Origin of the sequence: Kocuria rhizosphaericola (genome assembly GCF_044462205.1) — a bacterium.
Taxonomy (GTDB): Bacteria; Actinomycetota; Actinomycetes; order Actinomycetales; family Micrococcaceae; genus Kocuria; species Kocuria rhizosphaericola.
In genome coordinates this window covers 1-16,062 of the sequence record NZ_JBISWK010000159.1, presented here as the reverse complement: position 1 = coordinate 16,062, position 16,062 = coordinate 1, and the positions used below count along the sequence as shown (strand labels likewise).

The following is a 16,062-nucleotide window of genomic DNA, read 5'->3' as shown; positions in this document are numbered from 1 at the left end:
ATGGACGACTGGGGCACCACCACCACACACCGCATCGGCAAGAACGTGGCCGAGACGCGCAAACGGAAGAAGATGTCGGCGCAGACGCTGGCGGATCTGTGCGAGGCCCGGGGGATCCCGATGAAGCGCACCTCCATAGCGAATCTGGAGAACGGACGCAGGGACAGCGTGACCGTCACGGACCTGATGGCGATCGCCGCGGCCCTGGAAGTACCCCCAGTGACCCTGATGTTCCCCACCGACCAGGCGGGGCTGGAGGTCGAGGTGTTACCCAATAATTCAGCCATGACCTTCGACGCCCTCACCTGGTTCACGGGCGAGACCACCATCACTCCGGGCGATCCCGACATCGAGGTCTCCCTGCTGATAAATCTGCGGAGCATCCGGGCTGCTGAAAACAAGGCACGTCGATTCATTAGGCAGCCCATGGGAAATCCACCCAGCGAGGAGCTGCAGGCAACACTGCGCGACCATGCGGTATGGGCCTTGAAGGAATCTCTCCCCTACCGCGAGGCCTGCGAGCGCCTGTTGAACCATCCCCTCCCCATACCGGACGACCTGGTAGGTCTGTACGGCCGCGCCGAACTTGACCGCTCCTCCGTCCCGGGGGGGCTGTGATGGCCGGATCGGTGTTCAAGCGATGCACCTGTTCTGCCACAGAGCTGACCGACCCCAGCACCGGGAAACGGCGGGTCTGTACCAAGTCGCACGGCGCGTGGTGGTTCAACATCGCCGCCGGCACGGACCCCGCGACCGGGAAGCGGAAGCAGGTCGCCCGGGGCGGGTTCAAGACCAAGCGCGAGGCCCAGGCCGCGGCCACCGACCTGGTGTCACAGATCAACGCCGGCACCTGGACCGACGATCGGGGCATGACGGTGGGCGCCTGGCTCGAGACGTGGCTGGACCGGAAGGTCGCCAACGGGTTGCGCCCGGCCACGGAACGCCTCTATAGGCAGCACATGACCGACTACCTGGTGCCGAACCTGGGGAACGTCCGGCTGCGCGACCTACGGCCGGGGCACGTCTCCGACCTCCTGGCGCGGCTCCAGACCGAGGCTGGCGCCGGCGGGAAGCCGTTGTCTGCGAACACGGTGGTGCGCGTGCATGCCTGCCTGCGCTCCGCGCTGACCACGGCGGTGCGGATGCGGCTCGTGTCGTTCAACGCAGCCCGAGACGTCGAGCTGCCCAAGGTACAGCGAACCAGGGTGCACCCATGGGAGCCGTGGGAACTGGGCGCCTTCCTGGACGGCATACAGGAGGAACGGCTGGCGCCGCTGTTCGAGGTCATCGCATCCACCGGCCTGCGCCGCGGGGAGGCTTTGGGGTTGCGGTGGAATGACGTGGACGTTGCTCGGGGTGTACTGGTGATTCGACAGCAGCTCACGGAACGGTCGGGCACCACAGAGGTCTGCCCATCCTGTGATGAGGTGCACGTGGGATTGAAGTTCGCCGCGCCGAAAACCGAGTCCGGTGAGTACCGGCGGGTCGAGCTGGACCGGAACACAGCCGGGGTGTTGCTCGGATGGCAGGTCGCTCAGAGCGCGGAGCGGGAAGAGTGGAGGCACGGGTACGCAGACCACGGACTCGTGTTCTGCCAGGAGGACGGCACCCCGTTGCGCCCGGAGCGGGTCGACCGGTTGTTCCACCGGCTGACCGACAAGGTGATGGTCCCGAAGGATCGCGAGCGCACCGAGGGCTCCCTGGTGCCGTTGCGCCGAGTACGCCTCCACGACCTCCGCCACGGACAGGCATCCATGATGCTCGCGGCCGGGGTAGACATGAACATTGTGTCGAAGCGACTGGGGCACTCGCGGTCTAGCTTCACCGCGGACGTGTACAGCCATCTGCTCGAGGGGGTTGGTCGGGACGCCGCGGAACGGGCCGCGGCGTTGATCCCAAGGCGGTCCACGACATCAACCCCCTGATGGGCGGCTCTAACATCCCTCTAACAATCAGGGGTCCTCAGAGCTGTTAGCGGCAGGACACCAGGCAACAGAAAACCCCGGTTCCTAGGTGTTTCTCCTAGTGAACCGGGGTTTTCCCGTGCCGTGGCAGATGAGGGATTCGAACCCCCGTAGGCATTGCCAGCTGATTTACAGTCAGCCCCCTTTGGCCGCTCGGGTAATCTGCCGGGGTGCTGCCGCCGGCCCGTCCGGACCGGTGGTGGCGGCCCCCGCGTGCGGGAGCACTTCAACAGTACAGAACATCCGCCGTGATGCGAAATTGCCGCGACCGGCTCAGCCGGCCAGCCGCTCGCAGACCTTCCGGAGGAAGCTCGTGGCCTGTTCCGCGGTGATCTCGCCGTGTGTCACGGCCTCCGCGAGGTCCTGGGCGACGCCGACCAGCCGTTGCGCGACCTCGGGGTCGATCCGCTCGGTGGCCGCGGCCCCCGTCCCCGGACGGGGCTGCGGCGCCGTCTCGGCAGCGGTTGCCGCCGCCGGGCCCAGCCCGATGCCCATCAGCAGAACCGCCGCCAGTGCGGTGGCCGCCACGGCGCTGCCGCGCCGGGTCCGGCCCGGGACGGGAACCACGTCGTCGTGGCCCGGGGATGTGCTCATGCCGCCATCCTGGGAGACCGACCTGAACAGTTCCTTGAGCGCAGGTCACGAAACGGTGACGGGGCCGCCCGGTAAGCTGGGCCACAGACCCACGGGCCGCGCGCCGCCCGTCCACCGTCCCAGCACAGGAGGCAGCATGGCCAGCGATTCCTCGTTCGACGTCGTCAGCAAGGTCGACAAGCAGGAGGTGTCCAACGCCCTGAACCAGGCCCAGAAGGAGATCGCGCAGCGCTACGACTTCAAGGGCGTGGGCGCCGAGATCGACTTCTCCGGCGAGAAGATCCTCATGAAGGCGAACTCCGAGGAGCGCGTCAACGCCGTCCTCGACGTCTTCCAGTCGAAGCTGGTCAAGCGCGGCATCTCCCTGAAGTCCCTCGACGCCGGGGAGCCCTTCGCCTCCGGCAAGGAGTACCGGATCGAGGCCTCCGTGAAGGAGGGCATCGCCCAGGACCAGGCGAAGAAGATCACCAAGCTCATCCGCGACGAGGGCCCCAAGGGCGTCAAGGCCACCATCCAGGGCGACGAGCTCCGGGTGTCGTCGAAGTCCCGCGACGACCTCCAGGACGTCATCACGCTGCTCAAGGGCTCGGAGCTCGAGGTGGACCTGCAGTTCATCAACTACCGCTGAGCCACCGGGCGGGGTCGGCCCTCGGCCGCCGGAGGACCGGCCCGGGGCTCAGACGATCCCGTGCCCGAACGCGAAGGCCGCGGCTGCCGTGCGAGTCGGCACGTCCAGCTTGGTGAAGATGTTCGACAGGTGGCGCGACACCGTCTTCTCGCTCAGGAACAGCTCGGCCGCGATCTCGGGGTTGGTCCTGCCGGACGCGACCAGCCGGAGCACCTCGACCTCGCGGTCCGTGAGACCGTGGGGGGCTGCCGGACCGCACAGTCGCGCCGACTCCGACTCCTCCGCCGGAGCGCCGAGCTCGTGGAACGCCTGCCGCGCCGCGCCGAGTTCGGCCCGAGCGGACCGGTCGTCGCCGAGCGCGCGCAGGGCGCCGCCGACGAGCAGGCGGGCGCGGGCGGTCTCGTACGGGGCCTCGAGCCGCTGCCAGTCGAGCTTCGCCCGGCGCAGCTCGGGCAGGGCGGAAGCGGGCTGGCCCGCCGCGAGCAGCACGTCACCGCGCGCATGGTGCGCCATGGCCTTCAGACCGGGGCACCCGAAGGACTCCGCGACGGACGTCAGCTCCCGGCTCGCCGCATCCGCCTCGTCCACGGCGTCTCCCGCCACGAGGATCTCCACGGCGGCAGGCAGCAGCCGGGACCGGTGCACCGGATCGCGCGGCTCGGCCAGCAGCCGCCGGACCGCCGCCAGTGCGTCGGCGGTGCGTCCGCGGGCGAGCCAGAGCATTGCCAGTCCCGGCTGGGGGTCGTGGCCGAAGCGGATCGCGCGGGCGTAGGCCGCCTCCGCGGCGGGCAGCTCGCCGAGGATGCGCAGCACGCCGCCGCACTCGTCCATGGCCAGCCCGGCGGGGGCCGGCGTCCCGGTCCTCTCGTAGCGTTCCACCGCCAGCTCGAACTCCTCCACGGCTTCGTGGAAAGCTCCCCTCAGGCGCATGATCTGTCCCCGGTGGACCGCACACTGTCCTGTGAACGCGACGAGCCCGGGCTGGGCACCGACCCAGTTCGTCAGTGCGGCGGTCCACTCGGCGGCCCGGCCGAAGTCGGACACCTCCTGGCACGCCTCGACCAGCGAGCAGTAGGTCGTGCCCGCCACGATCGGGGAGACGTCCCCGGTGGAGATGCCGATCATGGCCTCGTCGAGCAGGGCGAGCCCCTCGGGGACGTGCCCGGAGTACAGCAGCAACCGGCCCTGGACGTTGAGCCCGGTGGCCAGCAGGTCCGCGTCGTCGAACCGGCGGCCGTAGTCGATGATCTCCAGCGCCAGCTCGTGCGCCCGGTCGTACTCCTCGGCCAGGACGTGCCGGAGCATGATCGGGGCGAGCACCTGGCCGCGCTCGACGACGTCGCCCTCCACGTCGGCGAGCATGCGCTGGGCCCGTGCCGCCCATCCGCCGGCGACGGCGCCCTCCCCGCTGGTGAGCAGCACCATCGCCAGCTGGGCGGCGCACCGGACGGCGGCCAGCGTCTCGCCGGCCTCGACGTGCGCGGTGTAGGCCCGTTGCATGGCCTGGATGAAGTCGTTCAGGCGTCCCAGGAGGTACGCCGTCGTGGCCAGCCGGGTGAAGTCCTCGGCAGGCATGGCCGCGCCCTGGGCGCCGGAGAGGGCGTCATACGCCGCGACCCACTCGCGGCGCTCGAACGCCTGCCGGGCCCGGGCGAGATCCTCGAGGACTCCCATGTGCACCTCCCCCACCCCCCGAGGATAGCCCCCGGTGGTGGGCGGACGGCAGCCGCCGGGACGGGTGCGACGCTCTCCGGGCGATCTGCCGGGCGATGTGCTCCGCGTCGCGGCCGACGCCCGGCAGGAGCATCGAGGTGAAGGAGTACTGGAAGCTCAGGCCGCAGAAGTACAGCCCCGGGGCGTCCTCGGCGACTCCCCGGAACTCCCGTGGCCAGCCGCTCCCGTCCACGACGTCCAGCCGGATCCAGTCGAAGCTCTGCCGGAAGCCGGTGCACCAGAGCACGTTCTCGACCGCCACTGGCCGGTCGCCCACGACAGGGAGCCCTCCGGCCACCCCCGTGACGCGGTCCGGCAACCGTTCCACCCCGCGTTCCCGCAGGTCCTCCCGCTTCACCCGGAGCATGGGTGCACCGTGGAACCGGACGTGGGCCATCGCCCGGCGCCCGACGGGCGTGCGGCGCGTGAGCACGTGCCGTCCCATGAAGAGCAGGAGCGGCAGCACGACCCGCGCCCTGCGGGACTCCAGCCGGACGGGCAGCTGGCCGGGGTCCCGGCCGCAGAGGATCGTCTCGTGCGTGCGGGCGATCTCGAAGGCGATGTCCGTGCCCGAGTGGGAGGCACCGACGACGAGCACCCGTCCGGGCCGCAGCTGGTCGGGCCGGCGGTAGTCGCTGGAGTGCATCTGGAGGATCGAGCCGTCGAGGTCCTGCGCGAACGGCGGGACGTGCGGTGCCCGGCCGAACGTCCCGGTCGCGACGACCACGTTGTCGCAGGTCATCGTGTCGGCGCCCAGGGACACCGTGTAGCCGCCGCCGGGACGGGCTTCCACGGAGTCGACGGTGGTGTTCGTGCGCACGGGCAGGTCCCAGTGCAGGGCGAAGCTCTCCAGATAGGCGGCGACCTCGTCCTTCTGCGGAAAGGACCAGGGATCCGCCGGGAAGGGGAGGCCGGGCAGGCCGTCGTACCTGGCGGGCGTGTAGAGCCGCAGGCTGTCCCACTGGCGCCGCCAGTTGTCCCCCACCCGGTCGTGGGCGTCCACGACGAGGAACGGCCGCCCGAGCCGCTGCAGGTGTCGACCCGTGGCGAGGCCGGCCTGGCCTGCTCCGATGACGAGCGTCTCGATGTGCTGGGTGTTCATGGCGGAGACCTCCCTCGATCTGCTGGAACGGCTCCAGCCTAGGAAGCGGGGGTCCGTGCCGCATCGGGAGGATGGTGCAGCGCCCAGCAGCCGCCGTGGGCCGATCACCCCATGCCGCGCGGCCGCCCGGAGCCCTTCCGGCGCGCCGCGCACCGGTGGCGGAGCGCTCAGCGCCGGCCGAGGCCGGCCATGCCCTCGAGCCGGGCCACGCGGTCCGCGGTCGGGGGGTGGGTGCGGAACAGGCTCGCCGTGCCACCGCGCCGGAAGGGGTTGGCGATCATCAGGTGCGAGGTGTTGACGAGCTTCTGGTCCGCAGGGTTCAGCGGCCGGGCGTTCGTGCCCATCTCGATCTTGCGCAGGGCCGAGGCCAGCGCCAGCGGGTCCCCCGTGAGCTTCGCGCCGTCCTCGTCGGCGTCGTACTCGCGCGTGCGGGAGACCGCGAGCTGGATGACGGTCGCGGCGAGGGGCGCCAGGAAGGCCAGCAGCAGCCCCACCAGGGGATTGCCGCGGTCGCCGCCCCGCCCGCCGCCGAAGATGGCCGTGAACTGGAGGAACTGCGCGGCCGCGGTGATGATGCCGGCCACGGCCGCGGCGATCGAGGACGTGAGGATGTCCCTGTTGTAGACGTGCATCAGCTCGTGGCCGAGCACGCCCCGCAGCTCGCGCTCGTCGAGCATCTGGAGGATGCCCTCCGTCACGCAGACCGCCGAGTTCTCCGGGTTCCGGCCGGTGGCGAACGCGTTGGGGCTCATGGTCGGCGCGATGAACAGGCGGGGCATCGGCTGGTCCGCCCGCTGCGACAGCTCCCGCACGATCCGGTAGTACCCCGGCGCCTGCTGCTCGGTGATCGGGATGGCACGCATGGAGCGCAGCGCGAGCTTGTCGCTGTTCCAGTAGCTGTACGCCGTGGACGCCAGACCGATCAGGGCGAAGATCCAGATGAAGGCGCTGCTTCCGGTCCCGCTCGCCACGAACCACCCGATGGCCAGCAGCACGGCCCACAAGCCCCCGAGGAGCAGGACGGTCTTGAGCCCGTTGTTGTGGTGGTGCATCGCGGGTTCGGCTCCTTCATCGACGGCAGGGGTCTTCCGCTGGGCACAACCCCGCCGGCGGCTCCGGTCTTCCCGGCCCGGGCGACGTGCAGAGACCTCCCAGCCGGCTCCGGGCGTCCTTCCGCACTGCTCAGCGGCGGCCCGCGGTCACCCGCCCGGAGTGGGGTCGACGACGACGGCCTCGCCGGACGCCGGTGCCGAGGCCTCCGGCGCGGGTGCTCCGGTCGCCGGGGGCTGGGAGGCCGGTGCCGAGGTCTCGGGCGCGGGTGCTGCGGTCGCCGAGGGCTGGGTCGCCGGTGCCGCCGTCTCGGGCGCGGGTGCTCCGGTCGCCGGGGGCTGGGTCGCCGGGACCTCCTCCACAGGGGTGTCCGGCGCCGAAGGCTGCTCCACCGGGGCCTCGGACACGGGGGCTCCGGGCGCCGGGGTCTCCTCCACGGGAGTCCCGGTGACCGGGTCCCCGGGTGCAGGCGTCCCGGGTGCAGGCGTCCCGGGTGCAGGCGTCCGGGGTGCAGGTGCCTCAGGCGCCGGGGGCTGCTCGGCGAGGGAGCCCCCGGCCGTGGTGCCGCCGTCGTCCGCGGGCGACGCAGGAGTGCCGGCCCCGCCACCGGCAGCGGCGGTGGCGGGGCCGGTGGCGCCGCTGTCCGAGGACTCCGTGCCTCGGGACCCTGCACCCGAGCGCTCTGCGCGCGACGCCGCGGGCCGAGGCGCGCGGCCGTCGTCCTGGGCGCTCGTCTGCGTCCGGGGCGCCGCGACCGGGGGACGGCCGGTGGACGCGCCGGAGTCGGCGCCGGTCTCCCGGGCGCCGGCGGCCGTCCGCTCCGCCGTGGTGGCGGTGATGATCGTTCCGCTGCTCTCACGCTCGGCGCGCGCCTCGGCCGCGGCCTCGGTCAGGGGGCCGGGCGACGGTTCGGAGGTCGGCAGCGAGAGCACCCCGCCCGCGCCACCGGGCACCGGGGCACCGGGCACCGGAGCACCGGGGCCGCGTGCCACCGTCGCCGCGTCGTCACCGGCCCCGGAGGACGCGCCGGGTGCGGCGGCGGAGGGCGCCGTCGTGCCGGAGCCGCCGGTGCGCCCCGCGGCCTGCGTGGTCCCGTCGCCGAGACCGCCGGAGCCCGTCACGGCGACTCCGGCGAGCGCCGCGGCGGCCGCCAGTGCGCCGGCGCCGAGGAGCACCTTCCGGCCCCGTCGTGAGACGTGGACGGCGGCGAGGGCTCCGCCGGCCACGTCGGTGCCGGGCGCCGCGCTGAGTCGTCCGGCGCTCATCCGTCCCGCGGTCCGGACCAGTTCCACGAGCTCGCCGGTCCGGGTGTCCCACAGCGGCACCCCGGCGAGCACGGGCAGCAGCCAGCCGCGCAGACCGGCCTCGGTGTCCTGGAGGTACAGGTGGTCGGCGGTGCAGCGGGGGCACTCGTCGAGGTGGGACCGCACGGCCTGCGTCCGCTCGGCGGACAGGCCGTCGTCGGCGAAGGCGCCGAGGTCGGCCGCGCAGTCCGCGCACCCGGGGAGGGTGGGGAGGTCCAGCCGGGCCTGGCGGTAGGCGGCCCGCAGCCCGGCGCGCGCCTCGAGGTGCAGCGCCGTGGTGGCGGCCGGGCTCAGGCCGAGCACCGCGGCCGTCCGCTCGAGCTCGAGGGCCTCGATCTCGAGGTGCCACAGCACGGCCTGCCAGGACGCCGGGAGGCCGAGATAAATGCTGGTGACGGTCTCGGCCGCGCGCTTGCGCTCCACGCCGGCCCGGCCGACGACGGCGACCAGCCGTGCCCGCAGGAAGACGCCCTGCCCGTCCTCCATTTCCTCCTTGTCGCCGATCTCGGTGAGGACCTGGTCGAAGGCCGTGCCCGCCAGCTGCTCCGCGTCCTGGCGGCTCGGCGTGTGGAGCCGGGCCACGACCACGGCGGTGTGCCAGTGCCGGTCCCGCAGGTCCGGGAAGGCGTCGGGACGCTGCGCCCGCACCGCGGCGAGCAGCTCCTCGTCGGTGCGCGGTGTGCGCCCCTGGGCGAGCGGCTCGGTCGTGCGCGTCATGGGATCTCCGTGGGTCTCGGGAACGCTCGGCCACCTTGCGGTGCGGGCGACCCGGGAGCGGTGCCGCGGGGGCGCGGCCCCCGGCGATCACGATGACGACGCGCGCCGGCGGCGCGCGGTTCCTGACTGTGGACCCCCCGGTCCCCCGACCCCATGGTAGAGCGCCGCCGCGGAGGGCGGCACGCCGACCGCGTCACGGCTCGTTCCCGTTCGTAACAGTGGACTGCCGGTGGACGCCGGTCAGCCGGTCCACCAGTCAGGCGGAGGACGCCGAGCCGCCGGGGCATCGGCAGGGACGTGCGCTCAGCGGTGTGCGCCGCGCTCGCCCGCCCCGGCGTGGCCTCCCCCGCGGCCACCGTGGTTGTCGTGCTGTCCCCGCTGGTGGTCGCGGCCATGCCGACCGGTGTCCTTCGGGGTCTCGGACCGGCGGTGCTCCCAGCTCCGCCCGCGGTCCCGCGGCCCGCGCTCGACCTGCCGCACGTCGGTGGCTCCGGCCTCCCGGTGCGTGTGCTGACGTCCGGCGCCGGGAGCGGTGCCCGTGCTCGCGGGGTCGCTCGGCGGTGCGGTCGTCCGGGCGGGAGTCGCCGGCGCCTTGAGCGGCGCGGGGCTGGCCTCCTCGGTCGGCAGGGAGCTCGGTGAGGGGGCCGGTGCGGGCGTGCCCGCCTCCCGTGCCGGCGCGGGACCGGTCGAGGGTGCCCGCGTCTCCCGCGGCGCCGGCGCGCTCGTCGGAGACCCCTCGGACGAGGTCCCCCGCGCGGATCCACCCGCGGACGCGGCACCGGGCGTGCCGGCCTCCGCGGCCCGGGCCCCGCTGCGCACGGGCGCCGAACGCTCCGTGACGGCTGCCGGCCGGGTGACTCCGTCGCCACCGGAGGCGTCCGACGCGCCCGCGGCGGCCCCGGCCGCCACGGCGCCCGCGTCGCCGGTCCCACGGTCGGCGGCGCCGACCAGGGCGGCGGCCTCCTGCCGTGCACCGTCCCGGGGCGTTCCGGCCGCCGGGGCGTCGAGCGGACCGGCACCGGTTCCGGACTCGTCCGCCCCGGCCGAGCCCTGCTCGCGGTCCGGTCCGGAGTCCCCGGCGCCGGCCTCGTCGTCGTCCGTCCGCGCGGAGCCGGCCGCCGGATCGTCCGCGCTCGATCTCTCCAGGTCCTGAGCGGTGCGCGGCGCCTGCTCGGCGGCGAGGCTGTCCCCGGCCGGGACGGGGTCCCCACCGCCGGAGACGCCCACTGCGGCGACGGCCACGGCGGTCGCCAGGGCACCGGCACCGAGGAGGACCTTCGCCGTGCGGCCCGACCATGCGGAGGTGCCCGCCGCCGCGTCCGGACGGACGCCGGCGGCGCCCGCTCCGGCGCCGACCGCGGCAGCCCCCGCTCCGTGTCCGGCGGCAGCGGATCCCGCACCCACCACGGCGGCGGCTCCGGCCCCTGCGGCCGCGGCGGTGCCGCCCCCCGCAGCGGCGATGAGGTTGGCGAGCTCGAGGGACTCGGTGCCCCACAGCGGCAGGCCGGCCAGCACGGGGAGCGTCCAGGTGCGCAGGCCCGTCCCGATGTCCTGACGGCTCAGGTACTCGGCGGTGCAGCGTGCGCACCCGTCCAGGTGGGCCTTGACGTCCCGCCGGCTCCGCTGCCCGCGGGTGCCCCGGACGAAGTGGGTCAGCTCGCGGGAGAACTCCGCGCAGTCCGGTCCCGCCGCGCGGTCCGCCGCCGCCTGGCCGTAGAGCCCGCGGAGCCCGCGGACCATGTCGCGGTGCAGACCGGCGGCCGCGACCGCGCCCAGCCCCAGTGCCGCCGCGGCCCGGCGTGCGCTGTGGCCCAGCACCTCGGTGCGCCAGAGGAAGCCCTGCCACTCGGCGGGAAGACCGCTGAAGACCCGGACCAGGGACGCGGGGTCGGAGGGATCGTCCGGCAGCGCGACCGGCCGCGTGCCGCCGTCGGCCTCCCGCCCGACCATCCACACGACGAAGGCGCCGAGGAAGGCGCGCGGCCCGCCGCCCTCGCCGACGACCTGCTCGATCCGCCCGAAGGCCGCCGAGGCGAGGCGCTCCGACTCCTCCGCGCTGCCGGTCCGCGACCGCGCGACGGCGAGGGCCGTGCCGCGGTACCGCTCCCGCAGCGCCCCGAAGGCCTCGGCGTTCCCGGAGTGGGCGGCCTCGAGGAGGACGTCGTCTCGGGGACCCTCCGTCTCGGCGGTGCGGCCGTTCGGGCGGGCGTGGGCAGGACGCGTCATGTCTGTCTCCGTGGTGGTCGCGGTCGTTCGGGAAGAAAAGGCTTCGGGAACGTCCCGTCCGGCTCGCGGGCGCGCACGCCACGACGACGGCACCGGACCCCCATCCCCCGCGCACATCGTAAGCGCAGGTCAGAAGCGGGTAAAGGCGTGAGGGGGCGGGGGCGACCAGAACGGTCACGATGGGTTCGCCATCGCGAAAACAGCGGGGGACGGGCCCGCCCCACTATTGTGAGTGCATCGTGATAACGCTACTGTGGAGGGATGCAGACAACGGAACGCCCCGCACCGGACACCGCCCGGGCCGCCGCGTGGTCGGACCTGCTGCGCTCCCACGGTCGCCGGGTCACCAAGCAACGGCTGGCCGTCCTCGACGCGGTGGACCGCCGCCCGCACTCCACGGCGGAGGAGGTCCTCGCGGACGTCCGCACGGTGCTTCCGGCGATCACGCTCCAGTCCGTCTACGTGGTCCTCTCCGACCTCACGGCCGTCGGCATGCTCCGCAAGTTCGAGCCGCCCGCGTCACCGGCCCTGTACGAGACCCGCACCGGGGACAACCACCACCACGCCTACTGCGTGCGCTGCGGAACGGTCGCCGACGTCGACTGCGCCGTCGGCCACACACCGTGCCTCACGCCCTCCGAGCACCACGGCATGCAGCTGCTCACCGCCGACGTCGTCTACCAGGGCATCTGCGCCGACTGCCTCGCGGCGGGTCCGGCCCCCGCGCCGGCGTCCCCCGCCGCGGGCTGACCGGTCCGCCCGGGCTCAGTTCCCGGCCGCGCCCGGGGCGGCCGCCCCGCCGGAGGACCCGTCGCTCCCCTGCCCCTGCTGCTTCTCCACGAGGGCCAGGAGCTCCCGGAGCTGGTCGTCGGTCAGCGTGGCCACGGGCGGGTGCGCGTTGATGCTGACCTTCCGCGCCCCGGCGTCGAGGGCGAAGCGCAGCGCCTGGCGCGCCGGCGCGGAGCGGACCTCCAGGGTGGTGTCCAGCACGGCGATCTCGGCCGCGGACGTGAACAGCAGCAGGGTGTCCGGCGTGGCGCCCTCCTCCTGCGGCTTCGCGTAGACGGGCACGGCCCGCCCGTCCTGCACGCGCGCCCCGAGCAGCAGCACCGCGTCCGGGGCCAGGAGCCCCGCGAGCAGCTGCGACATGTTGTTCTCGAGCATCGCGGTCTTCACGGCGTCGTTGCGCGGCGCCCGCATGGCCCACTCGACCTGGGGGCGGCTGATCCGGCAGCCCTGGCGGGCCGGGTCGATGACCAGGTGGTCGTACTGCGGATCGTCCGCGAGCATCTTCAGGACCTTGACGGCGGACTCCCGCAGCAGCACGGGCTTCCCGCCGTCCGGGTGGTGGCGGTCGAACATGGCCTGGGCCTCGGCCGCCGAGGTGTACACGGCCAGTGACCGCGTGCCGTCGGCCTCCCCCAGCGTCTGGACACGCAGGGTCGACTCGGGCCCCACGGCCTCCCCGTCCGGGCCCTCCACGAGGTCGCTCGCGGAGACGTCCAGCAGCAGGGAGCCCGCCATGCACTGGCGGATGACCTCGATCATCGCCCTGTTGTCCGGGGCGCTCGCGAAGCGGTCGACAGCCGCCCTCGCCAGGGGGTGGACGACCCCTTCGGGGTCGCTCTGCTGCTCGGCGCCCGGCGCGAGGACCGGCAGCTCGACGCCGTCCCGCTCGGCGAGCTCGGTGGCCCACGCCGGGATCCGGGCGCGGGTGCGCGGGAAGCGCTCGAGGTGCTCCAGGACGTCCCGGGCCGTGAACGGCCCCTCGGTCCCCCACTGGCGGGGCTCGCCGTCGAAGTCGTAGGTCCCACCGATCCGGTGGGTCGGCTCCGGCCAGCCCTCGGCGAGGATCACGACCGTGGCGGTGAACCACGTCCCGCGGCCCGGGACGTGGACGTTCTCCCGCAGCTGCTCGACGGCGGGGATGACGGCGCTGTCCTCCTTGATGGGCCCGGCGGTGCCGGGCACCACCTCCTGGCCCCGCTGCTCGCGCACACGCAGGTGCACGCGACCGCCCTGGACCTTGAGATCCACGACCATCCGGTCCCATCCCGGCTCCGTGCGCAGCACGGAGAGCACCCACGAGCCGATGGTGTTCAGCAGGTCCTGCCTAGCCGGTCCGGAGGTCGGGGTGGCGGGGGTCTCGCTCATGCGGTGGCTCGTTCCCGGCCCGCGAGGGGCCTGCTCGGATCGTGGTGGTCACGGGACGGGCGCGGGGACCGACGCGGCGTCGCCGAGCCCCGGGGGCCTCGCCCCCACCCTACCCAAGCGGTCCCCGGCCGCCCGCGGGCGGAGCGGACGTCCGGGGCTGCGCCGACCCACCGGGCGGCGCCCGCCGTGACGCTCCCGCGTCCGTGATGGTTGCTAGCCTGGACGCATGACGAAAACGCTGCAGGACCTGATCGACGAGTCGATCTTCATCTCCACCGAGTACCAGGCCAGGCTGGCCGAGCTGACCCAGGGCGCCGGGTGGGACGTCGACTTCTCCGCGCCGGCGTTCACCCTGCAGACCGAGCCCCCCGTGACCCTGACCCCCTACCTGCTGGGCACCGAGTCCGCCTCCCGCGGGTCCTGGATCTGGTCCTGGCAGGAGCTGGGCCACTTCCCGGCCGAGGTCGTCTCCGCCGCGGTCCAGGCGCGCGAGGCCGGGGAACGGCTGGGCGTGGACGAGCTGTCCACCGACGAGCTGCCCGTGGCGGAGGGCCTGGCCCGCCGGCTGACCCTGGCGGCCAAGGCGGTCACGGGCGTGTACGCGCACTACCCCGCGGGCGCCGGCGGCGGCGTCACCGCGTGGCTGCTGCTGGACGGGCCCGAGTTCGAGCTGCCCGAGCTCACCGTGGAGCGGATGATGCGGGTCATCGCCGAGGCGCTGACCACGGACACCGCGGTGGACCACAACCTCGCCGTCGACTCCTACGCCAAGCTGCGCGGCGCCCACGTCGAGTGGGACACCGCGGCCACGTGCGTGGTCACCGTCCGGGACGGCGCCCAGCGGTTCTGGTTCGACGACCACCAGATCTCGGGCGTCGAGCCCGCCGAGCCGGCCGTGGGCCCCGAGATCCTGGCGGACCTGGCGGAGGACGCCCGGTCCCGCGCCGCCGCCCTGCGCGAGGACCGTGCCGCCGCCGAGGCCACGGCGGCCCGGCAGGAGGCCGAGCCGCAGCGCGCCGCGGCGCCCGCGGAGACCCCGCAGCCCGAGGAGGCCCCGCAGGAGCAGCCCGAGCCCATCGAGGTGCCCGAGTTCGTCGAGACGGAGCACGCGCAGGAGCGGCCCGAGCCGGTCGAGGCGCCGCGGGAGGCCGAGGAGCCGGCCGCCGCGCACGCGGGTGCCGGCGACGCCGATCTCCCGTTCGACCAGGAGCCCTCGGACCGGGACGTGCGCCCGGGCCGCGTGAGCACCACGGTGGTGCCCGGCCCCGAGCCCGTCCGGCCGGCCGCCGAGCAGGCGCCCGCGCCCGCCGCCGCGCAGCACCGGGAGCCCGTCGCGGAGCCCGAGGAGGAGCGCGAGGTCGAGCGCGAGGTCGTGGCCGGCCCCGGGGTTCCCGGCAGCGCCGGGACGGAGCCCGTGGTGGAGGGCGAGGAGACCGCCGAGGAGGAGCAGGGCGAGCGGAAGAAGGGCTTCTTCAGCCGATTCTTCGGCCTCTGAGCCCTGGCGGTACCCTCGAGCGTGACCGCATACAACACCGCGCCCGGCCCGGATCCCGACGAGCAGTCGAGGACCCGGGCCGGTGTGCTGTCCGGATTCGCCGCCTACGGCATCTGGGGTCTGCTGCCGCTGTACTTCGTGGCCCTGGAGCCGGCCACTCCGGTGGAGATCGTCGCGCTGCGCGTGCTCTTCTCCCTGGTCTTCTGCCTGGCGCTGCTGGCGCTCACCGGGCAGCTGCACCCGCTGGGCCGGGCGCTGCGGTCGCCCCGCACCCTCGGAGCCCTGGCCGTGGCCGGGCTGCTGATCGGGATCAACTGGCTGCTCTACACGGTCGCGACGACCACGGGCAACACCCTGGAAGCGTCCCTCGGCTACTTCATCAACCCGCTCGTGGCCATCCTGCTCGGCGTCGTGGTGCTGCGGGAGCGGATGCGGGCCCTGCAGTGGACGGCCGTGGGGATCGGCTTCGTCGCGGTCGTGGTCATGGCCGTCTTCTACGGGCGGGTGCCGTGGCTCTCCCTGGGACTGGCCTTCTCCTTCGGCTTCTACGGACTGGTGAAGAACAGGATGGGCGGGTCCTACCCCGCCATCGTGACCCTGACCGTGGAAACGATGGCGCTGACCCCGCTGGCGGCCCTGGTCGTGGCGATGCTCGGGGCGGACGGCCGGCTGACGCTGGGCACGGAGGGCACGGGTCATCTCCTGCTGATGCTGTCCGCGGGCGTGATCACGGCCGTGCCGCTGATCCTGTTCGGGGTCGCCGCGACCCGCCTGCCGCTGAGCACCGTGGGCATGATCCAGTACGTGGCGCCCATCGGGCAGTTCCTGCTGGCCGTGCTCGTGTTCGGGGAGCAGATGCCCCTGGAGCGCTGGGTCAGCTTCTGCTTCGTGTGGCTCGCGGTGCTGCTGCTCGTGCTGGACGCGGTGCGCGCCCCGCGGGTCCGCCGCGCCTGAAGCCCGTGCCCGGGCCCGGGACCTGGATCCGACCCCGGACCCGGGGGCCGGGCCGGGAAGCTGCACCCGGCGACCGGACCTGGTGGCCGGGCCCGGCGACCGGATCCGGCGACCCGGATCCGGGGGGCCCCGCGGCCGGGCCCTGGCGACCCTTCCGGCAC

General features: G+C 73.9%; 13 protein-coding genes and 1 tRNA gene. 6 read left to right on the top strand and 8 right to left on the bottom strand.

Annotated features, from left to right (window positions below):
- Both ACH9D2_RS16185 and ACH9D2_RS16180 read left to right on the top strand, forming a co-directional pair.
- On the top strand, window positions 1–618 hold the full coding sequence (locus ACH9D2_RS16185; RefSeq protein ID WP_396363846.1) for a helix-turn-helix domain-containing protein: 618 nt from the start codon (window positions 1–3) through the stop codon (window positions 616–618).
- Window positions 618–1,925, top strand: a complete 1,308-nt coding sequence (locus ACH9D2_RS16180) for a site-specific integrase (protein ID WP_396363845.1) — start codon at window positions 618–620, stop codon at window positions 1,923–1,925. Before ACH9D2_RS16185 ends, ACH9D2_RS16180 begins: the two co-directional genes overlap by 1 nt.
- Before the next feature lie 124 nt (window positions 1,926–2,049).
- Here ACH9D2_RS16180 and ACH9D2_RS16175 read toward each other — a convergent pair.
- Both ACH9D2_RS16175 and ACH9D2_RS16170 read right to left on the bottom strand, forming a co-directional pair.
- A tRNA-Tyr gene (locus tag ACH9D2_RS16175) sits at window positions 2,050–2,131 on the bottom strand.
- Between the two features lie 106 nt (window positions 2,132–2,237).
- On the bottom strand, window positions 2,238–2,558 hold the full coding sequence (locus tag ACH9D2_RS16170; protein ID WP_396363844.1) for a hypothetical protein: 321 nt from the start codon (window positions 2,556–2,558) through the stop codon (window positions 2,238–2,240).
- Window positions 2,559–2,694: 136 nt separating this feature from the next.
- On the opposite strand from ACH9D2_RS16170, the gene ACH9D2_RS16165 reads away from it, so the two are divergent.
- Window positions 2,695–3,186, top strand: a complete 492-nt coding sequence (locus ACH9D2_RS16165) for a YajQ family cyclic di-GMP-binding protein (protein WP_368807831.1) — start codon at window positions 2,695–2,697, stop codon at window positions 3,184–3,186.
- A 48-nt stretch (window positions 3,187–3,234) separates the two neighbouring features.
- Here ACH9D2_RS16165 and ACH9D2_RS16160 read toward each other — a convergent pair whose 3' ends face one another.
- The 5 genes from ACH9D2_RS16160 to ACH9D2_RS16140 all read right to left on the bottom strand — a co-directional run bounded on the left by ACH9D2_RS16160 (window position 3,235) and on the right by ACH9D2_RS16140 (window position 11,298).
- On the bottom strand, window positions 3,235–4,860 hold the full coding sequence (locus tag ACH9D2_RS16160; RefSeq protein ID WP_396363843.1) for a LuxR C-terminal-related transcriptional regulator: 1,626 nt from the start codon (window positions 4,858–4,860) through the stop codon (window positions 3,235–3,237).
- Window positions 4,790–6,001, bottom strand: coding sequence for an NAD(P)-binding domain-containing protein (locus ACH9D2_RS16155; RefSeq protein ID WP_396363842.1), 1,212 nt, complete (start codon window positions 5,999–6,001; stop codon window positions 4,790–4,792). Before ACH9D2_RS16155 ends, ACH9D2_RS16160 begins: the two co-directional genes overlap by 71 nt.
- A gap of 167 nt (window positions 6,002–6,168) precedes the next feature.
- Entirely contained in the window at window positions 6,169–7,053 is an 885-nt protein-coding gene (gene htpX, locus ACH9D2_RS16150; protein ID WP_396363841.1) for a zinc metalloprotease HtpX, read from the bottom strand.
- 147 nt (window positions 7,054–7,200) lie between these two features.
- Window positions 7,201–9,072: a zf-HC2 domain-containing protein gene (locus tag ACH9D2_RS16145; protein WP_396363840.1), complete on the bottom strand. Its 1,872-nt coding sequence runs from the start codon at window positions 9,070–9,072 to the stop codon at window positions 7,201–7,203.
- Window positions 9,073–9,375: 303 nt separating this feature from the next.
- The gene (locus ACH9D2_RS16140) at window positions 9,376–11,298 is read right to left on the bottom strand and encodes a zf-HC2 domain-containing protein (RefSeq protein WP_396363839.1); all 1,923 of its coding nucleotides are present in this window, start codon (window positions 11,296–11,298) and stop codon (window positions 9,376–9,378) included.
- Between the two features lie 261 nt (window positions 11,299–11,559).
- Between ACH9D2_RS16140 and ACH9D2_RS16135 the strand changes: the two genes are divergently transcribed.
- A complete protein-coding gene (locus ACH9D2_RS16135; RefSeq protein ID WP_396363838.1) occupies window positions 11,560–12,048 on the top strand; it encodes a Fur family transcriptional regulator in 489 nt (162 codons plus the stop codon).
- 15 nt (window positions 12,049–12,063) lie between these two features.
- On the opposite strand, the gene ACH9D2_RS16130 is transcribed toward ACH9D2_RS16135, so the two are convergent.
- Window positions 12,064–13,452 carry an SseB family protein gene (locus ACH9D2_RS16130; protein WP_396363837.1) on the bottom strand — a complete coding sequence of 463 codons (1,389 nt, stop codon included), beginning with the start codon at window positions 13,450–13,452 and terminating at the stop codon, window positions 12,064–12,066.
- 226 nt (window positions 13,453–13,678) lie between these two features.
- Here ACH9D2_RS16130 and ACH9D2_RS16125 point away from each other — a divergent pair, with 226 nt between their 5' ends.
- Together ACH9D2_RS16125 and rarD are read left to right on the top strand one after the other, a co-directional pair.
- On the top strand, window positions 13,679–14,947 hold the full coding sequence (locus ACH9D2_RS16125; protein WP_396363836.1) for a DUF6882 domain-containing protein: 1,269 nt from the start codon (window positions 13,679–13,681) through the stop codon (window positions 14,945–14,947).
- A 21-nt stretch (window positions 14,948–14,968) separates the two neighbouring features.
- Entirely contained in the window at window positions 14,969–15,901 is a 933-nt protein-coding gene (gene rarD / locus ACH9D2_RS16120) for an EamA family transporter RarD (protein WP_396363835.1), read from the top strand.
- The last annotated feature ends 161 nt before the right edge of the window (window positions 15,902–16,062 follow it).

Coding starts and splice junctions, on each gene's coding strand:
- ACH9D2_RS16170 (WP_396363844.1), bottom strand. CDS start 2,558: ATGAGCACATCCCCGGGCCACGACGACGTGGTTCCCGTCCCGGGCCGG.
- ACH9D2_RS16125 (WP_396363836.1), top strand. CDS start 13,679: ATGACGAAAACGCTGCAGGACCTGATCGACGAGTCGATCTTCATCTCC.
- ACH9D2_RS16140 (WP_396363839.1), bottom strand. CDS start 11,298: ATGACGCGTCCTGCCCACGCCCGCCCGAACGGCCGCACCGCCGAGACG.
- ACH9D2_RS16145 (WP_396363840.1), bottom strand. CDS start 9,072: ATGACGCGCACGACCGAGCCGCTCGCCCAGGGGCGCACACCGCGCACC.
- ACH9D2_RS16180 (WP_396363845.1), top strand. CDS start 618: ATGGCCGGATCGGTGTTCAAGCGATGCACCTGTTCTGCCACAGAGCTG.
- ACH9D2_RS16185 (WP_396363846.1), top strand. CDS start 1: ATGGACGACTGGGGCACCACCACCACACACCGCATCGGCAAGAACGTG.
- ACH9D2_RS16155 (WP_396363842.1), bottom strand. CDS start 6,001: ATGAACACCCAGCACATCGAGACGCTCGTCATCGGAGCAGGCCAGGCC.
- ACH9D2_RS16160 (WP_396363843.1), bottom strand. CDS start 4,860: ATGGGAGTCCTCGAGGATCTCGCCCGGGCCCGGCAGGCGTTCGAGCGC.
- ACH9D2_RS16130 (WP_396363837.1), bottom strand. CDS start 13,452: ATGAGCGAGACCCCCGCCACCCCGACCTCCGGACCGGCTAGGCAGGAC.
- ACH9D2_RS16135 (WP_396363838.1), top strand. CDS start 11,560: ATGCAGACAACGGAACGCCCCGCACCGGACACCGCCCGGGCCGCCGCG.
- ACH9D2_RS16165 (WP_368807831.1), top strand. CDS start 2,695: ATGGCCAGCGATTCCTCGTTCGACGTCGTCAGCAAGGTCGACAAGCAG.
- htpX (WP_396363841.1), bottom strand. CDS start 7,053: ATGCACCACCACAACAACGGGCTCAAGACCGTCCTGCTCCTCGGGGGC.